At 63.6% G+C, this 25,831-nt stretch carries 24 protein-coding genes; 16 read left to right on the plus strand and 8 right to left on the minus strand.

Annotated elements, in window-relative coordinates; all coding sequences use genetic code 11:
- Positions 1-16 precede the first annotated feature (16 nt).
- Positions 17-931, minus strand: coding sequence for a LysR family transcriptional regulator (locus C9E81_RS01940; protein WP_122110625.1), 915 nt, complete (start codon positions 929-931; stop codon positions 17-19).
- Positions 932-1,019: 88 nt separating this feature from the next.
- Between C9E81_RS01940 and metF the strand changes: the two genes are divergently transcribed.
- Positions 1,020-1,895, plus strand: a complete 876-nt coding sequence (gene metF / locus C9E81_RS01945; RefSeq protein ID WP_122110626.1) for a methylenetetrahydrofolate reductase [NAD(P)H] — start codon at positions 1,020-1,022, stop codon at positions 1,893-1,895.
- 15 nt (positions 1,896-1,910) lie between these two features.
- On the opposite strand, the gene C9E81_RS01950 is transcribed toward metF, so the two are convergent.
- Positions 1,911-3,008, minus strand: a complete 1,098-nt coding sequence (locus C9E81_RS01950; protein WP_122110627.1) for a DUF2235 domain-containing protein — start codon at positions 3,006-3,008, stop codon at positions 1,911-1,913.
- 34 nt (positions 3,009-3,042) lie between these two features.
- Complete coding sequence (locus C9E81_RS01955) at positions 3,043-4,197, minus strand: type III PLP-dependent enzyme (protein ID WP_122110628.1); 1,155 nt, start codon at positions 4,195-4,197, stop codon at positions 3,043-3,045.
- Positions 4,198-4,366: 169 nt separating this feature from the next.
- Here C9E81_RS01955 and C9E81_RS01960 point away from each other — a divergent pair, with 169 nt between their 5' ends.
- On the plus strand, positions 4,367-4,798 hold the full coding sequence (locus C9E81_RS01960; protein ID WP_122110629.1) for an Lrp/AsnC family transcriptional regulator: 432 nt from the start codon (positions 4,367-4,369) through the stop codon (positions 4,796-4,798).
- 105 nt (positions 4,799-4,903) lie between these two features.
- On the plus strand, positions 4,904-6,130 hold the full coding sequence (locus C9E81_RS01965) for a glycerophosphodiester phosphodiesterase family protein (protein ID WP_122110630.1): 1,227 nt from the start codon (positions 4,904-4,906) through the stop codon (positions 6,128-6,130).
- Between the two features lie 9 nt (positions 6,131-6,139).
- Here the strand turns inward: C9E81_RS01965 and C9E81_RS01970 are convergent, their stop codons facing one another.
- Positions 6,140-6,793, minus strand: coding sequence for a winged helix-turn-helix transcriptional regulator (locus tag C9E81_RS01970; RefSeq protein ID WP_341802627.1), 654 nt, complete (start codon positions 6,791-6,793; stop codon positions 6,140-6,142).
- A gap of 79 nt (positions 6,794-6,872) precedes the next feature.
- Here C9E81_RS01970 and C9E81_RS01975 point away from each other — a divergent pair, with 79 nt between their 5' ends.
- From C9E81_RS01975 to C9E81_RS01990, 4 genes are read left to right on the plus strand one after another with little or no spacing between them, the layout of a single operon-like run.
- Positions 6,873-7,226 carry a DUF1428 domain-containing protein gene (locus tag C9E81_RS01975; protein ID WP_122110632.1) on the plus strand — a complete coding sequence of 118 codons (354 nt, stop codon included), beginning with the start codon at positions 6,873-6,875 and terminating at the stop codon, positions 7,224-7,226.
- Positions 7,227-7,235: 9 nt separating this feature from the next.
- Positions 7,236-8,021 carry a VOC family protein gene (locus tag C9E81_RS01980; protein ID WP_122110633.1) on the plus strand — a complete coding sequence of 262 codons (786 nt, stop codon included), beginning with the start codon at positions 7,236-7,238 and terminating at the stop codon, positions 8,019-8,021.
- The gene (locus tag C9E81_RS01985; RefSeq protein WP_122110634.1) at positions 8,021-8,677 is read left to right on the plus strand and encodes a glutathione S-transferase family protein; all 657 of its coding nucleotides are present in this window, start codon (positions 8,021-8,023) and stop codon (positions 8,675-8,677) included. The genes C9E81_RS01980 and C9E81_RS01985 overlap by 1 nt, the downstream gene beginning before the upstream one ends.
- The gene (locus C9E81_RS01990; RefSeq protein WP_122110635.1) at positions 8,674-9,549 is read left to right on the plus strand and encodes an alpha/beta fold hydrolase; all 876 of its coding nucleotides are present in this window, start codon (positions 8,674-8,676) and stop codon (positions 9,547-9,549) included. The genes C9E81_RS01985 and C9E81_RS01990 overlap by 4 nt, the downstream gene beginning before the upstream one ends.
- A 51-nt stretch (positions 9,550-9,600) precedes the next feature.
- Here the strand turns inward: C9E81_RS01990 and C9E81_RS01995 are convergent, their stop codons facing one another.
- Entirely contained in the window at positions 9,601-11,028 is a 1,428-nt protein-coding gene (locus C9E81_RS01995) for an alkaline phosphatase D family protein (RefSeq protein ID WP_243698458.1), read from the minus strand.
- Positions 11,029-11,284: 256 nt separating this feature from the next.
- Here C9E81_RS01995 and C9E81_RS02000 point away from each other — a divergent pair, with 256 nt between their 5' ends.
- From C9E81_RS02000 to C9E81_RS02020, 5 genes are read left to right on the plus strand one after another with little or no spacing between them, the layout of a single operon-like run.
- Positions 11,285-13,378 (plus strand): TonB-dependent siderophore receptor, encoded by a 2,094-nt coding sequence (locus C9E81_RS02000; RefSeq protein WP_122110636.1) that lies wholly within the window; start codon positions 11,285-11,287, stop codon positions 13,376-13,378.
- Positions 13,372-14,280, plus strand: a complete 909-nt coding sequence (locus C9E81_RS02005; protein ID WP_122110637.1) for an ABC transporter substrate-binding protein — start codon at positions 13,372-13,374, stop codon at positions 14,278-14,280. The genes C9E81_RS02000 and C9E81_RS02005 overlap by 7 nt, the downstream gene beginning before the upstream one ends.
- Positions 14,277-16,253, plus strand: a complete 1,977-nt coding sequence (gene fhuB, locus C9E81_RS02010; RefSeq protein WP_122110638.1) for a Fe(3+)-hydroxamate ABC transporter permease FhuB — start codon at positions 14,277-14,279, stop codon at positions 16,251-16,253. Before C9E81_RS02005 ends, fhuB begins: the two co-directional genes overlap by 4 nt.
- Positions 16,250-17,023, plus strand: a complete 774-nt coding sequence (locus C9E81_RS02015; RefSeq protein WP_122111121.1) for an ABC transporter ATP-binding protein — start codon at positions 16,250-16,252, stop codon at positions 17,021-17,023. The genes fhuB and C9E81_RS02015 overlap by 4 nt, the downstream gene beginning before the upstream one ends.
- A gap of 10 nt (positions 17,024-17,033) precedes the next feature.
- Positions 17,034-18,734, plus strand: a complete 1,701-nt coding sequence (locus C9E81_RS02020) for an ABC transporter ATP-binding protein (protein ID WP_122110639.1) — start codon at positions 17,034-17,036, stop codon at positions 18,732-18,734.
- Positions 18,735-18,809: 75 nt separating this feature from the next.
- Here the strand turns inward: C9E81_RS02020 and C9E81_RS02025 are convergent, their stop codons facing one another.
- From C9E81_RS02025 to C9E81_RS02035, 3 genes are all read right to left on the minus strand, one after another.
- The gene (locus tag C9E81_RS02025) at positions 18,810-19,784 is read right to left on the minus strand and encodes a siderophore-interacting protein (RefSeq protein ID WP_122110640.1); all 975 of its coding nucleotides are present in this window, start codon (positions 19,782-19,784) and stop codon (positions 18,810-18,812) included.
- A gap of 85 nt (positions 19,785-19,869) precedes the next feature.
- Positions 19,870-20,640 carry an SDR family oxidoreductase gene (locus tag C9E81_RS02030; RefSeq protein ID WP_122110641.1) on the minus strand — a complete coding sequence of 257 codons (771 nt, stop codon included), beginning with the start codon at positions 20,638-20,640 and terminating at the stop codon, positions 19,870-19,872.
- A 2-nt stretch (positions 20,641-20,642) separates the two neighbouring features.
- Entirely contained in the window at positions 20,643-21,842 is a 1,200-nt protein-coding gene (locus tag C9E81_RS02035) for a mandelate racemase/muconate lactonizing enzyme family protein (protein ID WP_122110642.1), read from the minus strand.
- 106 nt (positions 21,843-21,948) lie between these two features.
- On the opposite strand from C9E81_RS02035, the gene C9E81_RS02040 reads away from it, so the two are divergent.
- The 4 genes from C9E81_RS02040 to C9E81_RS02055 all read left to right on the plus strand — a co-directional run bounded on the left by C9E81_RS02040 (position 21,949) and on the right by C9E81_RS02055 (position 25,799).
- Positions 21,949-22,743 (plus strand): GntR family transcriptional regulator, encoded by a 795-nt coding sequence (locus tag C9E81_RS02040; RefSeq protein WP_122110643.1) that lies wholly within the window; start codon positions 21,949-21,951, stop codon positions 22,741-22,743.
- A gap of 88 nt (positions 22,744-22,831) precedes the next feature.
- Positions 22,832-23,842, plus strand: a complete 1,011-nt coding sequence (locus C9E81_RS02045; RefSeq protein ID WP_122110644.1) for a TRAP transporter substrate-binding protein — start codon at positions 22,832-22,834, stop codon at positions 23,840-23,842.
- A 59-nt stretch (positions 23,843-23,901) separates the two neighbouring features.
- Complete coding sequence (locus C9E81_RS02050) at positions 23,902-24,474, plus strand: TRAP transporter small permease subunit (protein WP_122110645.1); 573 nt, start codon at positions 23,902-23,904, stop codon at positions 24,472-24,474.
- Between the two features lie 8 nt (positions 24,475-24,482).
- Complete coding sequence (locus tag C9E81_RS02055; protein ID WP_243698503.1) at positions 24,483-25,799, plus strand: TRAP transporter large permease; 1,317 nt, start codon at positions 24,483-24,485, stop codon at positions 25,797-25,799.
- The last annotated feature ends 32 nt before the right edge of the window (positions 25,800-25,831 follow it).

Raw genomic sequence — 25,831 nt, forward strand, 5'->3', positions numbered from 1 at the left:
GCGCAAATGCCAAGGATCAGGCGGCAGGATCGCGCAGCATGCGCAACGGTTCGGTGCGCGAAAGCCTCAGCACATGCGCCATGTAGGGATAATCCAGATCGGATTCACGCACCGCCGCGTATAACCGCCGCCTGATCCCCTGCGGTCCAAGCGGCAGCATGGCAAGCTCGGGATTGGCGGATTCGCGGCGCAGCACCCAATCGGGCATAACCGCCACCCCGCGCCCCGAGGCGACCAGCATCAGTGACACGGCGGTCAGTTCGACCGTGCGGCTCTGGGCGGGCTCGATCCCGGCGGGTGTCAGGAACTGGCTGAACACGTCCAGCCTGCCGCGATCCATGGGATAGGTGATCAGGGTTTCGGTGGCGAAATCCTCGGGATCGGCATAGCCCTTGGCCACCAGCCGATGTCCGGCGGGAACGACCAGTGTCGGGGAATAATCAAACAGCGGCTGAAAGGTGATGTCCGGCATGTCCTCGGGATCGGAGGAGATCACCAGATCGACCTCTTCCCGGGCGAGCGCCGGCAGGGCGGTAAAGGCGAGCCGCTGGCGGATATCGACATCGACATCGGGCCATGAACGCCGGAACTGGTCCAACACCGGCAGGAGCCAGTCGAAACAGGCATGGCATTCCATCGCGATATGCAGCCGCCCCACGCGGCCCATCTCGACCCCCTTGAATTCTGCCTCGGCGGCGTCGATCAGCGGCAGGACCTGCTCGGCCACCCGCAACAGGCGCGTCCCCGCAGCCGACAGACGCATCGGTTTGGCCCGGCGCACGAACAGCTCGACTCCGGCCTGTTCTTCCAGCGCCTTGATCTGGTGCGAAAGCGCCGATTGGGTTATGTTCAACGCATCCGCCGCGCGGGCAAGCCCACCCTGTTCATGGACCGCGCGGACGGTGCGCAGATGGCGGAGTTCCAGATGCATATGAGCCGCTTTCATTACAATCTTGAAGATTATGAATTTGTCTCACGGCGCGCGACATGACACAAGACCGGCAATGAAAGGAATCACCATGGCCCGCACCAAGCCGAGTATCAGTTTCGAATTTTTCCCGCCCAAGACGTTGGATGCGTCCTTTCGGCTGTGGGAAACCGCGCGTGCCCTGGCCCCTCTGGCGCCGGATTTCGTCTCGGTTACCTATGGCGCGGGCGGCACCACCCGCAAGCTGACGCATGAGGCCGTAACGACCATCAACCGCCATTACGGGCTGGAGGTGGCGGCGCATCTGACCTGTGTCGAGGCCACCCGCGCCGAGACCATGAAGATCGTGCAGGATTATGCCGATGCCGGTATCCGCGAGATCGTGGCGCTGCGTGGCGATGCCCCCAAGGGACAGGAGCGTTTCACCCCCTATCCCGACGGTTTCGCCCATTCGATCGAGCTGATCGAAGCGATTGCAGCACGTGGCGACATGACCATCCGTGTCGGCGCCTATCCCGAACCCCATCCCGACAGCAGCGGAACGGATGCCGATGTCGCATGGCTGAAACGCAAGGTCGAGGCGGGGGCGACCAGCGCGATGACGCAGTTTTTCTTTGATCCCGAAACATTTTTCCGTTTCCGCGACAAATGCGAAGCGGCCGGGATCGACGCCCCGATCATCCCCGGCATCCTGCCGATCCAAAGCTGGAGCGGCACGAAACGTTTCGCGAGCATCTGCGGAACCAGCGTGCCGCAATGGGCCGAGGATGCTTTCGCCAGGGTGGCCGATGATCCGCAAGCCGAGAGTGAACTGGCCACCGGCATCTGCATCGAGCTTTGCGAAAAGCTGATCGACGGCGGCGTGGACCAGTTGCACTTCTACACGCTGAACCGGCCGGAGCTGACGCGCGATGTCTGCCTGGCTCTTGGCGTCAAACCGACCCGCAAGCTGGAGGACGTGGCCTGACAGGGCGGCTAAAGGCTACAGGGTCTCTGCCCTGCCGACCTCGGGGGCATCCTCAACAGGCTCGGCATATCGCGCGCGGCCGGGTCTGCGCCTTACATCTTTCTCTGCCTGATCAGCCAGGTAGCCGGTCAGCTTCGCCGGGCCCGGATAAGGGCGGGGCACCGTCGCATGCAGCATTTCGGTTTCGTATTGACCGGCGACGCGCGGTGCCCGGGCCAGGAATGCCTTGCCCCAGCTTCGCCACGAACCGATCGAGGGCGCCGATGCATCGCAACTGAAATGGTCGCGCCAGCCTTCGGGCAGGGGCAGGCCCACGGCATGCGCCCGGTCCAGCATCCAGACCAGCGGGATATTGGCCAGCGGTCGCGCGAATTCCAGGCCGCTGAGCTGGCCGCCGATATCGGCATGGGCCCCCTGGAACCACATCTGCTCGATATGCCCCGCGGTGCTGCTGTTATCCCACAGTATCGGCGCGAAGGCGGCGCGGTTTTCGTTCAGGGCCAGCGCCTGGAAACCGTAATCGACATCCTCACCCAGATGGGTGTCGTGAAAGCGAAAGCGCGGTTCGGTCAGCATCCACAGAAGCGGCAGGCGGATACCAAGCGCCATGACCGTATCAAAGCAACCAACCATGCGGATCGGCACATTGATCCGGGCGCGGCGGCGGCGGAAGATGTCCAGCTTTCTGTCCGAAGTCTGCTCGCTGTAATAGCGCCATGCGAGCCAGACATTCCGCCTGTTCACATGTTCCGGCCGGAGCAGGCCAAGCCTGCTGATCATCCCCGCCAGACTGCGGACGGCGAAAGCGCCACGGGAATATCCGAACAGGAAAACCTGGTCACCGGGCCGGTATTCGCTCGCCAGCCATGCATAGGCGCGGGTGATCCGCACCGGCAGCCCCTGCCCCATCATCAGCTCGGGCAAGGTCCGCCAACTGTTCCATTGCTGCCCCGAACTGTAATGCACGCGGAGATCGGATCCGCCGAGCGGCCCGTATTTGCCGCGCAACAGGGCATGTATGCGCCCGATCGAACTGCGTTTACCGTCGTCCAGCGAGGCGAATGTGCCATCGATCAGGATAACATGGATCTTGTTGCTGCGAATCGTCGTCATGAACGAATGCTAGCATCGCGCCGTAAGGAAAAAATTACTCCAGTGCCATCACAGTCGCGTGGGTCATCGCACCGAAGCCGTTGAACCGGGTATTGGTGACCGTCGAATAGGCACCTGCCCCGTGAAAGATCACATAATCCCCTTCGGTGATATCTGCGGGCAAGCCCAGTTCACCCGGCAGGCGGTCCACCGAGTCGCAGGTGGGGCCAAAGATGATCCGTCCGCTGCGTTCGGCCTCGCGAAGCCTGCCATCGGCGTCAAAAACCTGCACGCGGTCGATATTGCCGACGACCGGCAGCTCGGCCAGCCCGCCATAGACGCCATCATTCAGGAACACGCTGCTGCCGTCTCGGACCGCCTTGACACGCGTGATCAACGAAAACGCATCGGCGCAAAGCCCTCTGCCCGGCTCGCAGACCAGTTCGGGCGCATCCTGCCCGAACATCTCCTCGGCGGTGGTGCCGATCCTGTCGAAAATGGCCTCCAGCTCGGGCTCGACCCCCACGACGCGGTAAGAGGGGAAACCGCCCCCCACGTTCAGCCGGCGAATACGAACATCCGCCATATCGCAGATATCCCGGGCCACGCGGATATAGCTTTCCCATGCCGCCGGATCGACGCATTGCGTTCCGGGATGGAAGGTCAGCGAAGCGACATAGCCGCGCGCCTCCACCGCACGCAGCATCTCGGCGGCCATTTCGGGCGTCGCGCCGAATTTCGAGCCGAAATCATAGATGGCCCCCAGGACCGGCAGCTTGAACCGGGGCGAAATCTCTACCTTCTGCCCGTCGATCGAGGTGGGCACCTGCTCGAACAGCTTGTCGAGTTCCGATTGACTGTCCACCGACCACGCCCGGACACCCGCCTCGACGGCATGGGCAATCTCGCAGCGGGCGCGGACCGGGTTGTGATAGTGCCGCGCGGCACCCGGAGCCAGGCGCCCGACCAGGTCGATCTCGGCCGGGGAGGCCACGTCAAAGCCTTTCAGCCCGGCGCTCAGCAGGTTCTGGACGACCACCTCCTCGGGGTTCGACTTGACCGCATAGGTGACAAGCCCCGGAAATCCGTTGATGAACCTGCGCGCTCTTTCTTGCAAGACGGTGGGAGCAAAGGCCATCACCGGATTGTCGGGCTGAAGATTGCGGATGACCTCGGCCGGATTGTCCCAGACAGTCTTGTTATGTCCCATGGATGACCTTTCGCGCATGGAGTGCAGGTTAACGGACGGGGTTGATCGTTAGAACCCAGAATGGCGCTTTTGAGTTCCGATTTCACCGATGAAAAGGGCATATATGTGTGATACTCCGGTTATTATGACGAAAATCATGACGATTTGACGAAACCGAAGGATTGCAGCCATGGATGATCTGGATCGCAGGATTCTGGCGCTCCTGTCGCAGGACGCGCGGATGTCGGTCGCAGTGCTGGCGCGGCGGGTCAGGGTCGCGCGATCGACCGTGCAGGCGCGGTTGGAACGGCTGGAAACCAGCGGCGCCATCGCGGGCTATACCCTGCGCTTGGGAGAGGCTGCGCGAGCCAACCGGATCCGTGCGACTGTCCTCTTGGTGATCGAGCCGCGCAGCCTGCCGGGCATTCTCCCGCGGCTGAAACTCATGCCGCAGGTCGAGCGCATACATACCACCAGCGGCCGCGTCGACCTGCTGCTGCAACTGGCGACGGGATCCACGGCCGAGATGGACGACCTGCTGGACCGGATCGGCGGGATCGACGGTGTGCGCTCTTCGGAAAGCCTGATCCATCTGGGGACCAAGCTGGACCGTGCAGTCTGAAAATGCCACGCTCCGCAATCTCATCACCGGATTGCAACCGTCCTGTTACATTTGAGCGGCAGATGGTGACCATGATGTTTCAAAACCTGTAATCGCGAGGGAAAGATGACCGCAACCATCAAGATCGCCGGCGCTTGCGCCGTGCTGGCCACCACGGTGGCGCTGCCAGCGCTGGCCGAGAAGGTCGGGAAAGTCGAGATCGGCGTCCGCCCGGCCTATCTTGTCGGGTTGATGGAAGACGGGCCGCTGAAAGACAAGCTGACCGCCTGCCTTGATCAGGAGATGAAACCCAGCACATGGTCTATCGGTCATCGCGGCGCGCAACTCCAGTTCCCCGAGCATACGGTCGAGGCCAATGTCATGGCCGCGCGGCAGGGCGCCGGAATACTGGAATGCGACGTTACCTTCACCGGCGACAAGGAACTGGTCTGCCGCCATGCGCAGGATGATTTGCACAGGACGACCAATATCCTCGCCACGGATCTTGCGGACAAATGCACGCAGGGCTTCACCCCGGCAGCCGGGGAACAGGGCGCGGCGGTGGAATGCAGGACTTCCGACATCACGCTCGACGAGTTCCGCGGCCTCAAGGCCAAGATGGATGCCGCAGACGAGACCGCAGCTTCGGTCGAGGAGTATATGAACGGCACGGCCAACTGGCGGACCGATCTTTACGCGGGCGAGGCCAATACGCTGATGACCCATGCGGAATCGATCGAGCTGTTCAAATCGCTCGGCACGAAATTCACGCCCGAACTGAAGGAAGCGGTCGTGGACATGCCTTTCGACGGCTTCACCCAAGAGGATTATGCCCAGAAGCTGATCGACGAATACAAGGCCGCCGGGATACCTGCCTCGGATGTATTCGCCCAGAGTTTCAGCCTCGACGATGTGCTTTACTGGATCGAGGCCGAACCGGAATTCGGCAAGCAGGCCGTCTACCTGATCGAGCCGGATTCCGAGGCAGGCTTCGACAACCAGGATCCCGCAACCTGGGACGAGGATTTCGAGGACCTGCATGCGCGGGGCGTGAACTATCTCGCACCGCCCCTGTGGGTGCTGTTCACGGTCGAGGGTGGGGAACTGGTGGAGTCCGCCTATTCCAGGGCCGCCAAGGAAGCCGGCCTCAAGCTGATCACCTGGAGCTTCGAGCGCTCCGGCCCGCTGTCATCCGGTGGCGGCTGGTATTACCAGACCGCGAAGGACTGGCTGGACAGCGATGGCAAGGCTTATGAAATCCTCGACCTGCTGGCACAGGATGTCGGGGTCGCTGGCGTTTTCTCGGACTGGCCCGCGACGACGACTTTCTACGCCAACTGCATGGGGCTTTGATCGCGCCGGTCAATCCACGCGCAGGCTGAACAGGTTGACGAAACGCTGCGCGGCAACGGCATGGCCCGTCAGGCCAATCGCTCCGGCAGCCGCCAGCTCGGCCAGCGGAGTCGGTCCGTAAACGGCGGCGGCCAGGTGGTTGCCGTCGCCCTCCAGCACGAAATCCGCGTTTATCTCCTGCGCGGCCTCGACCCGGGCGATACCGTCGCCCGTCAGCCGAATGACAAAGCCTTCGTGGCCAGAGCGGAACCCGGCGGTGATATGCCGGCCCTGCGCCGCATTGCGATTGATCATCGCCGTCATCGAGATCATCAGAGCCGTCGGGCTGATGAAGCGGCGCGGATCATGGCCGGGATGCTTTGCCCCCCAACGGCCGATGGCCTGCAGCACCGGGAACAGGTCGCGCCCCGACTCGGTCAGCGCATAGGCGCCCGTATTGGGATCATGGCGCGCCACCCCCGCCTCGGCCAATTGTGCCAGGCGTTGGGTCAGCACCCCCGCGGTAATCCCCGGCAGACCCGACCGGATCACCTGGAACCGCTTGGGCGTGAACATAAGTTCCCGCACCACCAGCAGCGCCCACCGGTCGCCGACCACGTTCAGCGCATGGGCCGCAAGGCATCCCTCGTCATACCTGATCCGCATTTTTTCGCCGTCTTTCATCATAATTTCATACTATCAGTTGCTTTTTCATACTACAAGAGGCATGCTTCGATTCGTATTACCGACAGAGGAGGATGAGATGACCTATTATTCCGGTTTCGTTCTTGCGGTGCCGACCGCGAACAAGCAGGCCTTCATCGATCACGCGGTGGAGTCATGGCCGATATTCAAGAAACGCGGCGCGATCCGCATGATCGAAGGCTGGGGCGAGGATGTCCCGCATGGCAAGGAGACCGATTTCTATCGCGCCACCAAGTGCAAGGACGACGAAACCCCGATGTTCTCGTGGATCGAATGGCCGGATCGCGAAACCGCCGACAAGGCATTCGCAGCTATGGCCGTGGATTTCGAGGGCAAGGAAATGCCCGAGATGCCCTTCGACGGCATGCGGATGTTCTGGGGCGGCTTCACGCCCATCGTCGACGAAAGCTGAGGGCGGATCATGACGATCAAGCATGGACGCCCTTGCTGGTACGAATTGGCGACCGGCGAGGGCAAACTCGCCGCCGCCGGGAGTTTCTATCGCGAGATCCTCGGCTGGCAGGTCGAGGATTCCGGGATGGAAGGGTTCGACTATCACCTTGCCAAATCCAATGGCGACATGGTGGCGGGACTGATGGTGATGCCCCCGGATGTCAGCGAAATGCCGCCCTTCTGGATGATCTATTTCGCCGTTGACGACGCCGACAAGGCGGCTGCCGATATCAGCGCCGCGGGCGGTTCGATCCACCGCCCGCCCGAAAACATTCCCGGCACCGGACGCTTTGCCATTGCCGCCGATCCGCAGGGCGCCGCCTTCGGCATCATGCAGCTTGAACCGATGGAAAACGGACAGGACGGCGCCGCCTTCGATCAGGGAAAGGCGGGGCACGGCAACTGGAACGAACTGATGAGCACCGACCCCGAGGCCGGGTTCACCTTTTATTCCGACCTGCTCGGCTGGCAAAAATCCACACCCATCGATATGGGCGAGATGGGCACCTATCAGCTTTTCTCGCATGACGGCACGGATATCGGCGGGATGATGGGGTTGGGTGATGCCCCGGTCCCCTGCTGGATGCCCTATTTCGGCGTGAACGGTGTCTCCCCGGCCATGGACCGTATCAAGACGCATGGCGGCAATGTCCTGCACGGTCCGCAGGAGGTTCCCGGCGGCGCTTTCATCGCTATCGCGCAGGACCCGCAAGGCGCGCATTTCGCCGTCGTCGGACCAAAGGAGACAAGCTGATGCCAACCAAAGTCACCGTTACTACCTTTGACTGGGTTCCCGAATTCGCGCATGGCTATGTGCGCGATATCCGCATCCGTTGGGCGCTCGAGGAAATCGGACGACCCTATGAGGTGGACACGGTCCCGGTGCAGGACAGAATCCCCGAGCATTTCGCCCGGCAGCCCTTTGGGCAGGTGCCGATGCTGAGGGATGGCGACCTGTCGCTGTTTGAAAGCGGCGCGATCTTGCTGCACCTGGCCGAGGGAACCCCGCTGATGCCGGACGGCAAGGAGGGCGCCCTCGCCCGGCAATGGCTGATCGCCGCGCTGAACAGTGTCGAGCCCTATGCGATGCAATGGTCCACCGCCAGCTTCTTCGACAAGGACGAGGCCGCCGCCGCCCGCTTCGAGAAATCCCTGCGCGGCAGACTGTCCATGCTGCAGGACGCGCTGGCGGATCGCGACTGGCTGGCGGGCAGCGAGTTCACCGTCGCCGACCTGTTCATGGCAGATGTCCTGCGCGCGCCGGCAGCAAACGGGCTGCTGGACGATCTGCCGAAACTCGCCGCATATCTGGAACGCGCCACCGCCCGCCCCGCTTTCGGCCGCGCCATGGCCGATCACATGGCCCATTGGCATGCCGCCGATGCGAAAAAGGCGGCAGCATCGGCATGAAGCTGCATCTGACGGTCGCGGCGGCGCTCATCGTGCTGCCGCTGCATGCCCTGGGTGAAACCGCGAATGTGGACGGGCACGAGGTCTGGTACGAGGTTCACGGCGACCTGACCGCGGAACAGACGCCGGTGCTGTTGCTGCATGGCGGGATGATGAATACCGAACTGGCATGGGCCGACCTGATCCCGGCCCTGTCTCAGGACCGCCCGGTGATCGGCATCGACCAGCAGGGCCATGGCCACACCGCCGATCACGAGGGACCGGTCACGCTGGAGACGATGCGCGCCGACACGATCGGCGTGCTGGACGCATTGCAGGTGGACAAAGCCCATGTCATCGGCTTTTCGCTTGGCGGCATGCTGGGACTCGAACTGGCGGTGAACGCGCCTGAGCGTGTCGCCTCGCTGACCGCGATCTCGGCCAGCCAGAACAACGGAGGCATGCTGCCCGAACTGGTCGAGATGAACCGCAACCCCGATCACCCCCCCTCGCCCGAACTGGTGGAACTTCTGCCCTCGCCCAAGGATTTCCTTGAAATGCGCCGTGGCTTCGAGGAGCAGAACCCCGGCGGGTCCGGTGCGATGGTCCCGCTGATGAAGAAACTGGGGGCCTTGCTGGCCTCTGACTGGGGATGGAGCGACGAGGAACTGGCCGCAATCCCGGTGCCGGTGATGATCGCCATCGGGGATCGCGACTTCATCCGCCCCGCCCATGCGGTCCAGCTTGCGGAAACCATCCCCGATGCCTGGCTGACGGTTCTGCCCGACACCACGCATATGACGATACTCGATGCCCCCGCCCTGCCCGATCTGCTGATCCGGCGGATGGAGACCGCCGAGGAAGAGCAACCGGAAACAACCTCCGCCCCGTAATGGATCCCGTGTGCAGCACTACGGGAAGCTTCGTGGGGTGCGGGGCCTGGGTCAGCCGGACAATGGCAGAGGCGGCGTCGGCCCGCTTTCCTCCAGATGCCAGATGGCCTGCCACGCTCCGTCCCTCCGTTCCAGCACCAGGAAGTTCCGCTCGGCGATATAGCGCTGGTTCTGCCCCGGCAACGGCAGGATGCGGATAGGATGTTCGGGCAGCGGCGCCTCGCCAAGCCCCGCCAACCAGCCCAATCCGCGTGCATAACCCTTGGGCGGGGCACGGTGCGAGATCCCCGAGGCAACCAGTTGGTGGACATGGTCGGCACCTGCGCCCATCTCGGCCCGCGTCGCCAGATGGATCTCTCCCGAGATCGCGGTCAGCGGCCCCGCCCTGCGCATCCGCAACACCTCGCGCAGCATCTCGCGCCATTCGGCACGGTGGGAACGGCTTTGCCACTGGTCGCGCAGATCGTCCTCGTAATGCTGCATCCGGGGGATCGCCATCATCAGCATTTCCACCAGCGACAACCGGGGTCCAAGCAGCGGCACGCTGGAAACCAGCAGGATCTGGCCCTCGACCGGCTGAATCCGGCGCAGGGCGTGCCAGCCCGCCTCTCCGATGATCCGGTGGCGCGAACGCTCCGAGCGCAGGTCGGGTGCGACGATGGTCAGATCCGGCAGGGTTTTCCACCAGCCCAGACTGGTGCCTTGCGGATCCATGAAAAGATCCGGGATATCCTCTTCGGTCGCGGCGTGCTGAAACAACAGATACATTTCTCGCGCGGCCTGGAACAGCGCCTGCCCGACAGCCGAATGCGTGCGGTTGTCCTTGAGTGAACCCCAGCCATCGCAGATGTCGTGATCGTCCCAGACCGAAAGGCTGGGAACCGTCGCAGACAGCCGGGCATATTCCGGCGCAGTCATGACGCCAAGATAGCGCCGGGCAAAGCCTTGGCGCAGGTATTGACGCAGCTCCTCGATCTCTGCGGGCGAGGCATCGGGCGGCGCCCGATCCGGCCAGTCGTTGCTGAGCGGATGGCCCTTTGTCACCTCGTCGGCATAAATCTGATCGCCGCCCTGCAGCATCAATGCGAACGGTGCCGCCTCGTGCTGCGCGGCAAGGCGCGCCCACATGGCGTTACGCTCGGCCATATCGCGATCGAGATCCCCCTCCTCCTCGCCATTGCAGGAGACGAAGGCGATACGCATGTCGCCAGTCACATCGGTATTGACGGAATGAAAACGCCCTTCGAACTCATAGCCGAGGTCATCGGGACCAAGCCGGAAATCGTATCGCCATACCGACAGATCTGCCACCCGGGCCAGTCTTGCAGGGGCGATCCGCGCATCCCCGGCCCGCAATTCTCCCGGCTCGCCCGCCGCGTCGGGTCGTGCGACAAGGGCGGCCAATCGCGTGACCCCGTCTACATGGCTGCGGAAATACAATGCGGGACCGAGCGCCCCTCCTTGATTGGCAATTGTCACGAACTGGCCTTCCCTGTCCCGATCCCGCAACAGATAGGCGGGTTCTTCGCCATGTCGAGACCTTATGGGGCGAGATAACCTATCCTTGATGCCGCCCCCGGATAGCGGTCATCATTGTAATATCCGTGACGATTCAGTCACAATTCCTGTCTATCGCAGCGATAATCCGGGAAAATCGGGCCGATTGGTTTGACATTCCTTACTGTTTTAGTCGATTTGTAGCCACATCATCATATTCCCTTCAGGCAGGTTCCGCATGTATCCCAGTTTCCGCACCCTCCGCCTTGCCGGTGTCAGCACGATCGCCCTTGCCACGGCGGCGGTGGCGCAAGACGATCAGAACGTCATCGTCCTGGATCCGATCGTCCTGACGGCAACCACCGATACGACAGCGGCCCCGGAGGGCTACGTCGCCAACCATGCGCAGATCGCGACGAAATCCGACACGCCGCTGGCGGAAACCCAGCAAAGCCTCTCGGTCGTGACCAACCAGCAGATCAGGGATCAGGGAGCCGAGAATCTCGGGCAAGCCCTGTCATACACCTCGGGTGTGCTGGGCCAGCCCTTTGGCGCGGACGCCCGTTTCAACAACCCCACATTCCGGGGTTTCTCGGCCGAGAGCGCGCAATATGTGAACGGGCTTCGGCAGTTCCGTTATTTCGGTGCACTGTCCTATGAAACCTATGGAATGCAGCAGGTCGAGGTTCTGCGTGGTCCATCCTCGTCCCTGTATGGTGCCGGTTCCCCCGCCGGGATCATCAACCAAATACAGAAACGGGCGCAATCAGCCGATTTCGGAGAGATTGGCATCGGTTACGACAGCAACCAGAGCGCACAGCTTTTCTTTGACGTCAACCGCACCGCCTCGGAGGCTCTGTCATGGCGCCTGACCGGCATTGCCCGGGACGACAGCACGCAGATCGAGGATCTGACCAACAAGCGGGGTTATCTCGCCGGAGCGGTTCGCTGGAATCCCGGTGATGGGACCACGATCGACTTTCTGGCATCCTACACGAAGGACTCGCCCATTCCGCCCACAGGTGTGCCGGTCGCCCTGGCACTGAACCCCGATGTCGATCACGACTATCTGCGCGAGCTTTATACCGGTCAGAAGAACTGGGATGACAGCGACCGCAAGATGTGGAATCTCGGTGTCGAAGTCAGCCATGAACTGGATAATGGCTGGACGCTTAGCCAGGGCTTCCGCTACGAAAAACTCGATTGGGAATACAAGGGCACCTATGCCAGAGACATGGTCGAGGGCAATCCCGACGTATTCACTCGCGGCTCAAGCCACCAGATCGAGGAAAGCGACGCCATCAGCCTGGACACCCGCCTGTCCGGCGAGGTGGTGACAGGGCAGGCGACCCACCAGATCCTGGTTGGCGTGGACGTGCTGAAATATGAAGCCGACGAGAGCAGCCATTTCGGCTCCGCTCCGGATCTGAACTGGCGCGACCCGGACTATTACGGCCCGGATCCGGTCTTCACCGGAGAACCGAGCGCCGGAAGCATCACATTCAAGCAGGTCGGACTGTATGTGCAGGACGAGATTGCCTACAACAACTGGCGTGGTTCCTTCGGCCTTCGCTATGATTGGGTCGAACAGACCGGCAGCCAATATGGCAATCCCGCCGAGTTCAAGGATAACAAGCTGACCGGCCGCGCCGGGCTGTCCTATGTCTTTGCGAATGGCGTGATGCCCTATGTCAGCTATGCGACGTCCTATGATCCGGAAACCGGGCTCGACATCAACGAGGACATGCTGAAGCCCACCGAAGGCAGGCAGTGGGAAATCGGCGTCAAGTATCAGCCGACCGCATTTGACGGCCTGATTACGGCCTCGGTCTATGATCTGCGCCAGACCAACGTGAAATACGCCATCCCGGACACCACCCCGACTCGCTATCAGCAGATCGGCGAGGTGAAATCCCGCGGCTTCGAACTGGAGGCCACAGCCGAGATCGCAGATGGCTGGGACCTGCGCGCCGGCTATGCCTACAACAAGACCGAACAGGTCGCCAAAGGCGAAGCCACCAATGGCAATGCCATGGTAAATGCGCCCCGGCATCTGGCCAGCATCTGGCTCGACCGCGATTTCGGCAACGGCTGGCGCGTCGGCGGTGGTCTGCGCTATATCGGTTCGCGTTTCACCGACACCGCGAATACGGTTGAACTGGGCGACGTCACGCTGGTCGATCTCGCGGCAAGCTATACCCGTGGCAATATCGAGACTTCGCTGAACGTCAGCAACCTCACCGACGAAACCTATGTGGCAAGCTGCGGCTTTTCCTATTGCTCTTATGGCGAAGGCCGCACCGTGACCGCCAAGGTCAGCTACAAGTGGTAACAGGCCGGGCCGTGTCCCTGTGGCCTGACCGTCGCACCTTCCTGACCGCCGCCGGCATGATGCTGGCGGCGGGCCTGCCTTTGCGGGCGGCGTCGGTGCGCCCCCGGCTCGCCGCAATCGATTGGGCAATGCTGGAAACCGCCATCGCCATCGGGCATATGCCGGTCGCGGCCTGCGAGCTGATCCGCTTTCGCGCCGATGCGGTCGAGCCGGTGGTCCCCGATGATGTCGTCGATCTGGGCCTGCGCGGGTCGCCGAATTACGAGCTGCTGCAGCTCACCCGCCCCGACCTGATCCTGAGTTCGCCCTATTACACCCATTACGAGGAACGGCTGAAGGCTCTGGCGCCGGTTCTGTCCCTGCCTTTTTATACCCCCGGCGAAGCGCCCCTGCCCAAGGCCTTGGCGGCGCTGGAGGCGCTCGCCGAAGCAGTGGACGATCCGCAGGCAGGCAAGCAGGCCCGGCGCGAGGCCGAAGCCACGCTCGACCGTCACGCGAAGGAGCTGGCCGGGTTCACCGACCGGCCTGTCTGCCTGGTCAATATCGGCGATGCCCGGCATCTGCGCGCCTTCGGCTTCGACAGCCTGTTCGGCAGCACGCTGGCGCGGCTTGGCCTGCGCAATGCCTGGAGCGAGGGAACGAAGTTCAGCTTCATGGCCCCGGTGCCCATCGAGCGGCTGGCAACGATGCCCGAGGCGCGGCTGGTCATCATCGGAAAAATCCCCGCCGAAGCGCAGCGGGGGCTGTCGCGCAGCGTATTGTGGGAGGCCCTGTCGCCGGTCAGTCAGAGGAGGCTTTACCGGCTGCCCGATATGAACGCCTTTGGCGGGATTCCGTCAGCATTGCGCTTTGCCCGGCAGTTGGAGCAGGCATTTCGCGACGGACCGGCACCCGGCATATGAGCCGGAGCATCCGCATATGGCTGCCGCTTGCGGTGCTGCTGGCATTCGGCCTGTGGTGGCTGGCGGCCATCAGGCTGTTGCCGCTGGCGGACTGGCCCGCCCTGCCCTTCCGGCCCGACGGGATGAGCCTTCAGCAGATCCTGCTGGCATTCGGCCTGATGCCGCGCGGGGTGATCGCGCTGCTGGCCGGGGCGGCGCTCGGGTTGTCGGGGGCGATCCTGCAGGCGGTGCTGCGCAACCCGGTGGCGGATCCGACCACGCTGGGCATCTCGTCCGGGGCGCAGTTGACGCTGGTTCTGGCAACAATCATCGCCCCCGGTCTGCTGGAGGCCGGGCGCTGGCCCGTCGCCATGACCGGGGCGGGGCTGGCCGCCGGGCTGGTCCTGCTGATCGGCGCGCAACGGGCCTTTGCCCCCGTCACGATGGTCATTGCCGGGATGCTCGTGGGGATGACCGCCAGCGCCATCGCAACCGCCGTCACCCTTGCACAGGGGCAATATCTGCTGTCGCTGGTGATCTGGAACGGCGGCGCACTGGTCCAGCAGGACTGGTCGGGCGTGCGGTCGCTGGCGTTGGTTCTTGTGCTTGGCGGTCTTGGTGCAGCGTTGCTGGCACGTCCGCTACGGGTGCTGTCGCTTGGCGCCGAGGGGGCTGCGGGGCTGGGGATGAATGTCGCGCTGGTGCGGCTGGCAGCGGCAGCGCTTGCGGTGTGGATCGCGGCCTGCGTCTCGGCCGAGCTGGGGCTGATCGCCTTCGTAGGCCTTGCCGCTCCGGCATTGGTGCGGACGATGGGTGCACGCGGGATCGGGCCGCTGCTTGCCCTGTCGCCGCTGGTCGGCGCCCTGATCCTGTCGGTCTGCGACGGGCTGGTTCTGACCGTGGCGGGCGCGACCGGAGAGATGTTCCCGACCGGCGCCCTGACCGGGCTGATCGGCGGACCGCTGCTGATATGGCTGCTGCCACGCCTGCGCGGCTCCACCCCGCCGGGAACCGAGCGCGCCGAAGGCCCCGCCCCCCATCTCGCCCGCCCCCGTCATGTGCTGCTTGGACTGTTGATGCTGCTGATCGCCGCCGCGCTGGTGCTGGTCTGGATCGGGCGTGTGCCGGGCGGATGGACGGTGCTGGACTGGGCCAGTTTCAACGCCTTCCTGCCCCTGCGCCTGCCACGCCTGATCGCCGCCGCCTCGGCGGGCGCGGCGCTGGCGCTGGCCGGAGCGTTGCTGCAACGGCTGACGGCGAACCCGCTCGCCTCGCCCGAAGTGCTGGGCGTGTCCGGAGGCGCCTCACTGGGATATGCCGCCATCGCCTTCGCGCTGACCGCCCCGACGGCGGCGGCGCTCAGCACCGGGGCCATGACCGGCGCGGCTTTGTCGCTTGCACTGGTCGCCGCTTTCGTAAGCCATCGCGACATGCCCGCCGAGCGGGTCTTGCTGGCCGGAATCGCGGTCTCGGCCCTGGCATCGTCGGTGTTGCTGGCGATCATGGCGACGGGCAGCCCGCAGGCATGGATGATCCTCGCCTGGCTGAGCGGTTCCTCCTCGGCCATCGGCATGAGTGGGGCATTGCCGCTGCTGGCGCTGGCGTTGGCCGTTTGGGGCATCGCGATGGCGATGCGGCGCTGGCTGGCAACCCTGCCGCTTGGCGCCGGCGTCGCTGGTGGGCTTGGCCTGCCGCTGCGGCTTGCGCGATTGTCGCTGATCGGTCTGGCTGGCATCGCCACGGGCGCGGCAACGATGCTGGTCGGTCCGCTCAGCTTTGTCGGGCTGATGGCCCCGCATCTGGCCCGCCGGATCGGACTGGCCCGCGCCGCGGATCATGTTACCGGTGCGGCGTTGATCGGCGCGATCCTGATGCTGACCGCCGATTTCGGCGCCCGGATGGCCGGATTTCCCTATGAACTGCCGCTTGGCCTGTTCGCCTCCCTGATCGGAGCGCCATGGCTGATCTGGCTGATGACGAGGTCGAGAACATGACCGATACGCTGTTCGGAATCGAGAACATGACCGTGGAGGTCCCCACCCGCCGACTGCTGGACGATATCACCTTGCTGCTGCCCGCCGGACAGGTGATCGCACTGATCGGACATAACGGCTCGGGCAAATCGACCCTGCTCAAGGTGCTGGCCCGGCAGATTCCCGCCACGGGTCGCATTACCTTCGAGCAGCGCGAACTGAGGGACTGGGCCTCCCGCGATTATGCAAGACGGCTGGCCTTCCTGCCCCAGACCACCCCGCCTGCCGAAGGCATGACCGTGCGGGAACTGGTCGCGCTTGGCCGTTATCCGTGGCATGGCGCGCTTGGCCGCTTTGGCCCGGCCGATCACGCCGCCGTCGCAAGGGCGTTGCAGGAATGTGGCGTGGCGGATTTCGCAGACCGGCTGGTCGACACCCTGTCCGGGGGCGAGAGGCAGCGCGCATGGCTCGCCATGATGATCGCGCAAGAGGCGGGCACCCTGCTGCTGGACGAGCCCATCTCGGCACTCGACATCGCCCATCAGGTCGAGGTGCTGGCGCTGGTCCGCCGCATGTGCCACGCCCAGAACCGCAGCGCCGTGATCGTGCTGCACGAGGTCAACATGGCCGCTCGCTTCTGCGACCATATCGTCGCGCTCAAGGGCGGCCGACTGGCGATGCAGGGCAGCCCGGCGGATCTGATGCGACCCGAGGCATTGCAGGCAATCTACGGCTTGCCTATGCAGGTGCTGACCCGACCCGACGGCCAGCCCGTCGCGATCCCCGCCTGAAAGAAACCAGATGCTGCGCGAATTCTTTTCCTATTATCGCCCTTGGCTCGGCCTGTTCTGGCTGGATTTCGGCTGCGCGGTCCTGTCGGGCCTGCTTGAACTCGCCTTCCCACTGGCAATCACCGGCTTCATTGACGTGTTGCTGCCACGCGGCGATTGGGCGCTGACGCTAGCCGCGGCGGCGGGACTGCTGCTGCTCTACGCGATCAATGCCGGTTTGCTGACCGTGGTCATCTATTGGGGTCACAAGCTGGGCATCAATATCGAGACCGAGATGCGCGCCCGCGCCTTCGACCATCTGACCCGGCTGTCATGGCGCTGGTATGACCGCGCCCGGACCGGCAAGCTGGTCGCCCGCGTCACCCGCGACCTGGAAGAGATCGGCGAGGTCGCCCATCACGGCCCCGAAGACGCCTTCATCGCGATCATGACCTTTGTCGGCGCCTTCCTGCTGATGTTCTGGATCCATCCGCAACTGGCCCTGGTCGTGGCGCTGATCGTGCCCGCGATGCTGGCGCTGGTGATCGTCTATGGCGGTCGCATGACCCGGACATGGCGGGCGATCTATTCCCGTGTCGGCGATTTCAACGTCCGCCTGGAAGAGGCTCTCGGAGGCGTCCGGGTGGTGCAGGCATTCGGCAACGAGGCGCATGAAAGCCATCTTTTCGCAGGCGACAACGCCCGTTACCGGCAGGCCAAGCTGGACGCCTATCGCGTCATGGCCGCCTCGTCGGCGCTGCAATATATCGGGCTGCGGCTGGTGCAGGTCGTGGTGATGGTGCTGGGCGCGGGGTTCGTCCTGTCGGGCGATCTCAGCACCGGCGGTTTCGTGGGCTTCCTGCTGCTGGTCGGGGTATTCTACCGCCCGCTGGAAAAGATCGCCGCCGTGATCGAGACCTATCCCCGTGGCATCGCGGGCTTTCGCCGCTACCAGGAATTGCTGGCGACCGAACCCGAAATCGCCGATGCGCCGGATGCCGTCGAAGCGCCCGCCCTGAAAGGCGATATCCGCTTCGACAGGATCGGCTTCGCCTATGACGAAGGCCGCCCGATCCTGCAAGATATCGACCTCACGATCCGTGCCGGTGAAACCGTCGCCTTCGTCGGCCCGTCGGGCGCGGGCAAGACGACCTTGCTGGCGCTCCTGCCCCGCTTCTACGACCCGACCGAGGGGCGGATCTTCATCGACGGCCTCGAATTGCCGCAAATGCGCCTGACCGGGCTGCGCCGCCAGATCGGGCTGGTCAGCCAGGACGTGTTCCTCTTTGGCGGCACGCTGCGCGAGAATATCGCCTATGGCCGCCTGAACGCCTCGGAGCAGGAAATCCGCGATGCCGCCCGGCAGGCGCAACTGACTTCGCTGATCGAAACCCTGCCCGAGGGGTTGGAGACCATCGTCGGAGAGCGCGGCGTGATGCTGTCCGGCGGCCAGAAACAGCGTGTCGCCATCGCCCGGGCCTTCCTGAAGAACCCGCCGATCCTGATCCTTGACGAGGCCACCAGCGCATTGGACAGCCAGACCGAGCGCGAAATCCAGTCCGCCCTGGACGCATTGGCGGTCGGACGCACGACGCTCGTCATCGCCCATCGCCTCGGCACGATCCGCAATGCCGACCGTATCGTGGTAATGAAGGAAGGCCGCATCGCCGAGATCGGCACACATGCCGAACTGATCGCGCAAGGCGGCATCTATGCCGCGCTCGCGGCCTGAACGCGCGCCTTCTTCTTTGCCGAAATACCTCGGGGGAATCCGGCATAGCCGGATGGGGGCAGCGCCCCCTCCGCCTCAGCCCCAATAGGCCGCTGACATGAAATCCTTCTTCGCCATGCCAAGCGACAACAGATGCTTGCGCGCGGCACGGGCCTGTTCCGCAGGACCGGCGAACCAGACGAAGTCTCCCTCTCCCGGTTCCGGCAAACCGGACAGCGCCGCCAGCAGATCATCCACCCTGTCCACGCGGGCATCGCCAGCCAATGCCCCCATGTCCTCGGGTCGAACGCAAAGGGCCGCGCACACCTGTCCCCGGGCGAGGTCCAGCATCCGGGCGATCGCGGGCAAGGCGGTTTCGTCGCCGAACAGCCACAGGCGATCGGCTTCGGGGCACCAGCCGCCGCCGGGACCGAGAATGCCGACCTCCTGCCCGGCCGGATTCGACATGGCCCAATCGCAGGTCGGGCTGTTCTCGTGCCGGAAGATGTCGAAATCGATCCAGTTCCCGGATTGCGCGGCAACCGTATAGACCGGGCGATGCAGCGCATCCTCGCCTTCGGGCCATGCGGTGCGCCCGGTCTCCGCGATCCGGGGCCAGACGGGGGTGCGGCCCGCCGGAGGCAACAGCAGGCGGAAATGCAGGCTTCTTTCACCGAATCTCGGCGCATCGGAACCCGATAGCCGCACACGGATGAAGCCGGGCGTCAACGAAGTGACGGCCTCGACCCGCATCAGCGACAGGCCGGGGGCAAGCGCGCCGACATCAAGCTGATCCCATTTCGCGCTCAACCCGACTTCGGCGAACAGCTCGGTCGCGCTGTCGCGCAGGATGCCGATCAGCCGCGCCTCGGGGCCGCTCAGATCGATCCGAAGGCTGTCCGCTTCGATCTTCAGTCGCAGCTCGCAATCCCAAACGAACATGCTGAGCTGATCGGGCGTCTCGACTAGCGGCACTTCCCATGCCGCTGCCCGCGCCTTGAGCGCCGCCACGGCCGCGCCCGAGGCTTGCGGTATGATCCCGGTGCTCCGGTGATGTCTGATATGGGACACGCTGCCTCTCCTGCCCGATGGGCGTTTCGCGGGCGACGCTATATCAAACTGTTTTTATCGGCAATACACCTTTACCGATGACGCCTTACAAGACCGAGATCATCCCGCCATCGACGAAGATCAACTGCCCGCTGACATAATTCGAGGCATCCGAGGCCAGGTAGATCGCGGTGCCGACCAGCTCGTCGGGGCGTCCCCAACGTCCCGCCGGGGTGCGTCCCTTGACCCATGCGTCGAACTCCGGGTTCGAGACCAGCGCCTCGTTCATATCCGTCAGCATGTAGCCCGGCCCGATGGCATTGGCCTGGATGCCATGCGCACTCCATTCGGCGGCCATGCCCTTTGTCAGCATCTTGATCCCGCCCTTGGCCACCGTGTAGGGCGTGACAGTCGCCCGTGCCAGATCGCTGGTCAGCGAGCCGATATTGATGATCTTGCCCCGGTTGCGCGGGATCATCCGCCGCGCCGCCTCGCGCCCCAGCAGGAAGGCGCTGGTCAGGTTGGTGTCGATCACGCGTTGCCAGTCGGAGAGACTCAGTTCGACCATCGGCTGGCGATGCTGTATGCCCGCGTTGTTCACCAGGATATCGACCTCGACCCCTTCGGCATCCAGTTCTCGGAAAACCGCCTCGACTGCAGCCTCGTCGGTAACGTCGAATGGCGCGGCACGGGCGCTCAGCCCCGCATCGCACAATTCCTGCGCCGCCGCCTCGGTCGCCTGCGGATTGCGGCCATTGACGATAAGGGCCGCGCCCGCCTGTCCCATGCCCTCGGCGATGGCGCGGCCCAACCCACGGGTCGAGCCGGTGATCAGCGCTGTGCGCCCGGTAAGGTCGAAAAGCTTGTTTGCGGTCATGGTCAAAGCTCCGTTTTGCGGGTGGTCAGGTCGCTGCGCTCGAACACGGCGGGCAGCAGGTCGGTGCCGAGGCCCGGCCCCTCCATCGGCAGGGCGTGACCGTCGCGAATCACCGGCATCTCGGTGACAAGCTCGCGATACCAGCCGTCATAGAAGGCCCGGACGCTTTCCTGGATCAGCGTGTTGGGCTGGCTGAACGAGGCATGGATGGCGGCCACGAACCCGACCGGACCGGTGCAGTCATGCGGCGCGAAGGGGCGATGATAAGTGTCGGCGAGCGCGGCAATCTTGCGCCCTTCGGTCAATCCGCCGGTCCAGCACAGATCGACCATCGCGATATGGGTGGCGCCGCGATCCAGCATATCCTTGTAGGGAAAGCGCGAGCCGAGGGTTTCGCTGGCACAGACCCAGACATCGGTCGCATCCGCGTATTCCGCCAGCGCCTGCGGTGAATTCATGCGGATCGGATCCTCGAACCAGAACGGGTTGTAGGGCTCCAGCGCGCGGGCGATCTGCTTGGCAGCGGGCAGGTTCCACAGCGAATGAAACTCTACCATGATATCCATCTTGTCGCCGACGCGCTTGCGGATTTTCTCGAAGGGGTCCAGCGCGGTGCGCATCTGCTCGGCTGTAATATACATGCCGCGATTTTCCTGCGCGGGCGGATCGAAAGGCCAGATCTTCATTCCGGTGATGCCGCTTTCCAGCAGGTTCTCGGCCAGCGCGCCGGCATCGGTCATGAAGGCGTTCAGGTCTTCATACGGCCCCTCGGCATCGCCGATATTCCAGGTGTCAACGGGGCGGATATTGTTGCTGCGCACATAGCCGTAACCCGCGCAGGTGTTATAGATGCGCAGCTTGTCGCAATTCAGCCCGCCCAGCAGGTTATGGACCGGCTGACCGCATATCTTGCCGAACAGATCCCACAGCGCGATATCGATGGCAGAGGCCGCGCGGTATTCCACCCCGGTCGAGCTTTGCGCCATCGGCAGGTCGGTCATCGCCCGGTTCAATGCCTCGATCCGTGTGGGGTCGCGCCCTAGAAGCCGTCCGGCCAGCGTGTTGTGGATATGCGCCTCGACGGCCTCGGCACCGTAGAAGGTCTCGCCCAGCCCGATGCTGCCCTCGTCACTGTGCAGCCGGACCCACAGGACATTCGAGAACTCTTCGGTCCGCAGTGTCTCTATCGCCGTGATTTTCATCCTGTCTCCTCCTCTGGTCCTCTGGCGTCACACGGCAATGGCACGAATCGCATTGACTTTTACGATATGCCGTGAAATATCAGAAAACATCAATAAGGGAGAGCAGATGCCGCCGCAAGCCAAAACATCGGCAGGACCAGACGAGGCAGCAAAGCCCCCGGTCGAGCGCGCCGATGCCGTGGCGATTCCGCCGGCGGGCGATCTGACCAGCGCCGCCTATGAGCGGATCGAGGAATTGTTTATCTCGATGAAACTGGCGCCGGGGGCGACACTGCGCACGCAGGATTTGCAACGCCTCACCGGGCTGGGGCGCACCCCCGTGCACCAGGCCGTGCGCCGCCTTGCTGCCGAAACGCTGCTGGATGTTCAACCGCGCAACGGGCTGCGCATCGCCCCCATCGACCTGGAGCGGGAAAGGCGTCTTGCCGATCTGCGCCGCGACATGGACCGTTTCGTCTGCACCACCGCCATCGCGGGAATGGAGGGAAACGAGCGCGCCCGGCTGTCCCACATCATGCGGCGGCTTGAGGCAGAACGCCCCACAATCACGCTTGACCAATTCAACGTGCTCGACAAGGCTTTCGACATGCTGATGATCCAGGCCTCGCGCGAACGTTTCCTTGAACGCAGCCTGCGCCCGCTGAAGGCATTGGGCCGGCGCACCGGTTATCTGGATATCAGCCATGTCAGCGGTCAGCAGGGGCTGGACGAAACGGTCGGCCACCATCTGGCCATCATGCGCGCGGTGCTGGAAGGCGACGTGTCCCGCGCCCGCGCCATGTCCGACGAACTGGTCGAGTTCGGCATCGCCATGCTGACCCGGCTTGAACGGAATATCGATCCGGCACTGCTGGATATAAGCTTCGGCCTCGAAGGAGGTGAAGGAGGGCGGGCGATGTAGCCCGCAACCGGCATGGAGACCCGCCGATAACCGGCGCAGCATGCCTGGAACCCATCGGAAAAAACTGATTGTTTTTGGGAGGACCCAGATGAGACTGATCCAAACGGCCATGACGGCCATGATCCTGATGGCCGGCACTGCCGGGGCTCAGGAATACAGCTTCAAGTTCCAGTCGTCCGACCCGGCCGGCAACCCGAATTTCGAGTTCCAGCAAGGCTGGGCCGAACTGGTCGCCGAGAAGTCGGAAGGCGCGATCGCGATCGAGATCCTGCCGGTCGGCTCGGTCGTCGAATATAACGAAACGCTGGATGCGGTTGCCGCCGGAATCCTGGACGGGCAGATCTGCGACAGTTCCTACTGGGCGGGCAAGGACCCGGCATTCGGCCTGATCTCGAACCCGGTCGGGGCGTGGTCCGATCCTGAGCAGATGATCGACTTCGTCGAAAACGGCGGCGGCAAGGAACTGATGCAGGAACTGCTGGGCAGCTATGGCCTGCATTTCATCGGAGTCTCCACCCCGGGACTGGAAGCCTTCGTGTCGCGGGTTCCGCTGGACGGGGTGGACGACCTGAAAGGCGTCAAGATGCGCGCGCCCGAGGGGCCGGTCGCCAATGTCTTTTCCGCTGCGGGTGCCTCGCCCGTCAACCTGCCCTCATCCGAAGTCTATACCTCGCTGGACAAGGGCGTGGTCGATGCCGCCGACTACTCGGTGTTTTCGGTCAATCAGCAACAGGGCCTGAACGGGATCGCACCGCACCCGGTCTATCCGGGCTTCCACTCTCTGCCACTGGTGGAGGTGTCGATGAACAAGGCGAAATGGGACGCCCTTCCCGACGAGATGAAAGCGCTGCTGGAAGAAACCGTGAAGGAATTCCAGCAGACCCAGATCAAGGGCAATCGCGAGGCGGACGAGGCGGCGCTGGCCGAGGCAGAGGCGGATCCGAACATCACCGTTCATAACTGGTCCGACGAAGAGCGCGCCAAGTTCCGCAAGCTTGGCATGGCCGAATGGGAAAAGATCGCCAGCCAGTCGCCCATGGCACAGAAGGTCTTCGACACTCTGACCGCCTACATGCAGGAAAAGGGTATGCTGGAATAAGGCTGCCAAGGCTGCCCCACCTGCCTGGGGCAGCCACATTTTTCAAGGGGGATCACCGCATGACCGAGGATCAACGCGAGGACGAAATCGACCTCGCCGCCATAACCGAAGGCGCCGGCCATCTAGCTCCGGAGGCCGGGCTGATGGGCCGCCTGGTGGACCGCGTCGCCTATATTTTCGCCGCCGGAATCGTCATTGCCGCTGCCATTCTGCTGACAGAGGTGTTCCTGCGTTACATTCTGAACCGCCCGACCATCTGGGCGCATGAAACCACGATTTTCCTGTGTGGACTGGCCTTTACCTTTGGCGGGCTCTACTGCACCAGCCGCAACAGCCATATCCGGGTCGTGCTGATCTATGATTGGCTGCCCGAAGGCACGCGGCGCGTGTTCAACGTGATCATATCTATCGTGAGCGCCATCGCCTCGGCGTTCTTCGCCTATGCGGCCTGGCACATGGTAACGCGGGCTGTCTGGGCCCCCTCCGGCGAGATCCGGCTGGAGACCACCGGCAGCGCGTGGAGCCCGCCCACGCCCGCACTGATCAAGGTATTCATCTTTATCGTGATGCTCCTGCTGGTCCTGCAGTTCCTGATACTCGCCGTCAATTATGCCCGCCGGGCGAAAGGGTAATGCCGATGATGGATCTTGGCTTCAATCTGCAAGTGCTCGGCATCGAATGGGGCACGGTGCTGATGTTCGGCATGCTGATCGCGCTGCTGCTGACCGGCATGCCTCTGGCCTTCGTGACGCTGCTGGTCGCGCTGATATTCGCTCTTGGCTGGTTCGGACCGATGTCGATCCCGCTGATCACCAGCCGCGTCTACTCATTCGTGATGAACTTCGTCTTCGTCTCGGTGCCGATGTTCGTGCTGATGGCGGCGATCCTCGACCGATCGGGAATCGCCCGCGACCTCTTCGATGCGATGAAGCTGTTCGCGGGCCGCGTGCGCGGGAGCGTGGCGATCCAGACTGTGTTCGTCTCGGTCATCCTCGCCGCCATGTCCGGCATCATCGGCGGGGAGATCGTGCTGCTTGGCCTGCTGGCCCTGCCGCAGATGCTGCGTCTCGGCTATGACCGCAACCTCGCCATCGGTGTGGTCTGCGCGGGCGGCTCTCTCGGCACCATGATCCCGCCTTCCATCGTGCTGATCATCTATGGCCTGACCGCCAATGTCTCGATCGGAGAGTTGTTCACCGCCTCCTTCCTGCCGGGCTTCATGCTGGCGATGTTCTATTGCATCTATATCCTTGCCCGCGCTTACCTGACACCCGGCGCGGTGCCCGATATCGACCCCACCCCGGTCCCGCGCGAGGAAAAGCTGCGGCTGCTGAAGGGACTGGCGCTGCCGATCCTGGTCGTCTTCATGGTGCTGGGCTCGATCTATGGCGGCATCGCCTCGGTGACCGAAGCTTCGGCCATCGGTGTCGGAGGTGTGCTATTGTCCACCGTCCTGCGGGGGGAGTTCTCTTACGAACTGTTGCGGGGCGCGGCGATGCAGACGCTGGCGACCGTCGGCATGATCGTCTGGATCGGCATCGGCGCGACGGCGATCGTTGGTGTCTACAACCTGATGGGCGGAGTCGATTTCGTCTCGGGCATGATCACCGGCATATCGGACAACCCGACGGTGATCGTGCTGGTGATGATGCTGATCCTGTTTTTCCTCGGCGCTTTCCTTGACTGGGTCGGCATCGCCCTGCTCACCATGCCGATCTTCGTGCCGATCATCACCGAACTCGGCATGGACCCGGTCTGGTTCGGAGTGCTGTTCTGCATGAACATGCAGGTCAGCTTCCTGTCACCGCCTTTCGGCCCCGCCGCCTTCTACCTGAAATCGGTGGCACCGCCCGATATCACGCTCGGTGTGATCTTTCGCTCCTTGCTGCCATTCATCGCGCTGCAGATATTGGCGGTGGGATTGCTGATCGCCTTCCCCGGCATTACCGGCCGCTGAACCTCCCCGCCGCCTGTCGGGCGGCGGGCAAT

The sequence above is a fragment of the Paracoccus alkanivorans genome, from assembly GCF_003697785.1.
In the GTDB taxonomy this organism is placed as follows: domain Bacteria; phylum Pseudomonadota; class Alphaproteobacteria; order Rhodobacterales; family Rhodobacteraceae; genus Paracoccus; species Paracoccus alkanivorans.

Bases quoted from the DNA above. Each gene is read 5' to 3' on its own strand.
- C9E81_RS01940 (WP_122110625.1), bottom strand. From the start codon at position 931: ATGCATCTGGAACTCCGCCATCTGCGCACCGTCCGCGCGGTCCATGAA.
- metF (WP_122110626.1), top strand. From the start codon at position 1,020: ATGGCCCGCACCAAGCCGAGTATCAGTTTCGAATTTTTCCCGCCCAAG.
- C9E81_RS01950 (WP_122110627.1), bottom strand. From the start codon at position 3,008: ATGACGACGATTCGCAGCAACAAGATCCATGTTATCCTGATCGATGGC.
- C9E81_RS01955 (WP_122110628.1), bottom strand. From the start codon at position 4,197: ATGGGACATAACAAGACTGTCTGGGACAATCCGGCCGAGGTCATCCGC.
- C9E81_RS01960 (WP_122110629.1), top strand. From the start codon at position 4,367: ATGGATGATCTGGATCGCAGGATTCTGGCGCTCCTGTCGCAGGACGCG.
- C9E81_RS01965 (WP_122110630.1), top strand. From the start codon at position 4,904: ATGACCGCAACCATCAAGATCGCCGGCGCTTGCGCCGTGCTGGCCACC.
- C9E81_RS01970 (WP_341802627.1), bottom strand. From the start codon at position 6,793: ATGAAAGACGGCGAAAAAATGCGGATCAGGTATGACGAGGGATGCCTT.
- C9E81_RS01975 (WP_122110632.1), top strand. From the start codon at position 6,873: ATGACCTATTATTCCGGTTTCGTTCTTGCGGTGCCGACCGCGAACAAG.
- C9E81_RS01980 (WP_122110633.1), top strand. From the start codon at position 7,236: ATGACGATCAAGCATGGACGCCCTTGCTGGTACGAATTGGCGACCGGC.
- C9E81_RS01985 (WP_122110634.1), top strand. From the start codon at position 8,021: ATGCCAACCAAAGTCACCGTTACTACCTTTGACTGGGTTCCCGAATTC.
- C9E81_RS01990 (WP_122110635.1), top strand. From the start codon at position 8,674: ATGAAGCTGCATCTGACGGTCGCGGCGGCGCTCATCGTGCTGCCGCTG.
- C9E81_RS02000 (WP_122110636.1), top strand. From the start codon at position 11,285: ATGTATCCCAGTTTCCGCACCCTCCGCCTTGCCGGTGTCAGCACGATC.
- fhuB (WP_122110638.1), top strand. From the start codon at position 14,277: ATGAGCCGGAGCATCCGCATATGGCTGCCGCTTGCGGTGCTGCTGGCA.
- C9E81_RS02015 (WP_122111121.1), top strand. From the start codon at position 16,250: ATGACCGATACGCTGTTCGGAATCGAGAACATGACCGTGGAGGTCCCC.
- C9E81_RS02020 (WP_122110639.1), top strand. From the start codon at position 17,034: ATGCTGCGCGAATTCTTTTCCTATTATCGCCCTTGGCTCGGCCTGTTC.
- C9E81_RS02030 (WP_122110641.1), bottom strand. From the start codon at position 20,640: ATGACCGCAAACAAGCTTTTCGACCTTACCGGGCGCACAGCGCTGATC.
- C9E81_RS02035 (WP_122110642.1), bottom strand. From the start codon at position 21,842: ATGAAAATCACGGCGATAGAGACACTGCGGACCGAAGAGTTCTCGAAT.
- C9E81_RS02040 (WP_122110643.1), top strand. From the start codon at position 21,949: ATGCCGCCGCAAGCCAAAACATCGGCAGGACCAGACGAGGCAGCAAAG.
- C9E81_RS02045 (WP_122110644.1), top strand. From the start codon at position 22,832: ATGAGACTGATCCAAACGGCCATGACGGCCATGATCCTGATGGCCGGC.
- C9E81_RS02050 (WP_122110645.1), top strand. From the start codon at position 23,902: ATGACCGAGGATCAACGCGAGGACGAAATCGACCTCGCCGCCATAACC.
- C9E81_RS02055 (WP_243698503.1), top strand. From the start codon at position 24,483: ATGGATCTTGGCTTCAATCTGCAAGTGCTCGGCATCGAATGGGGCACG.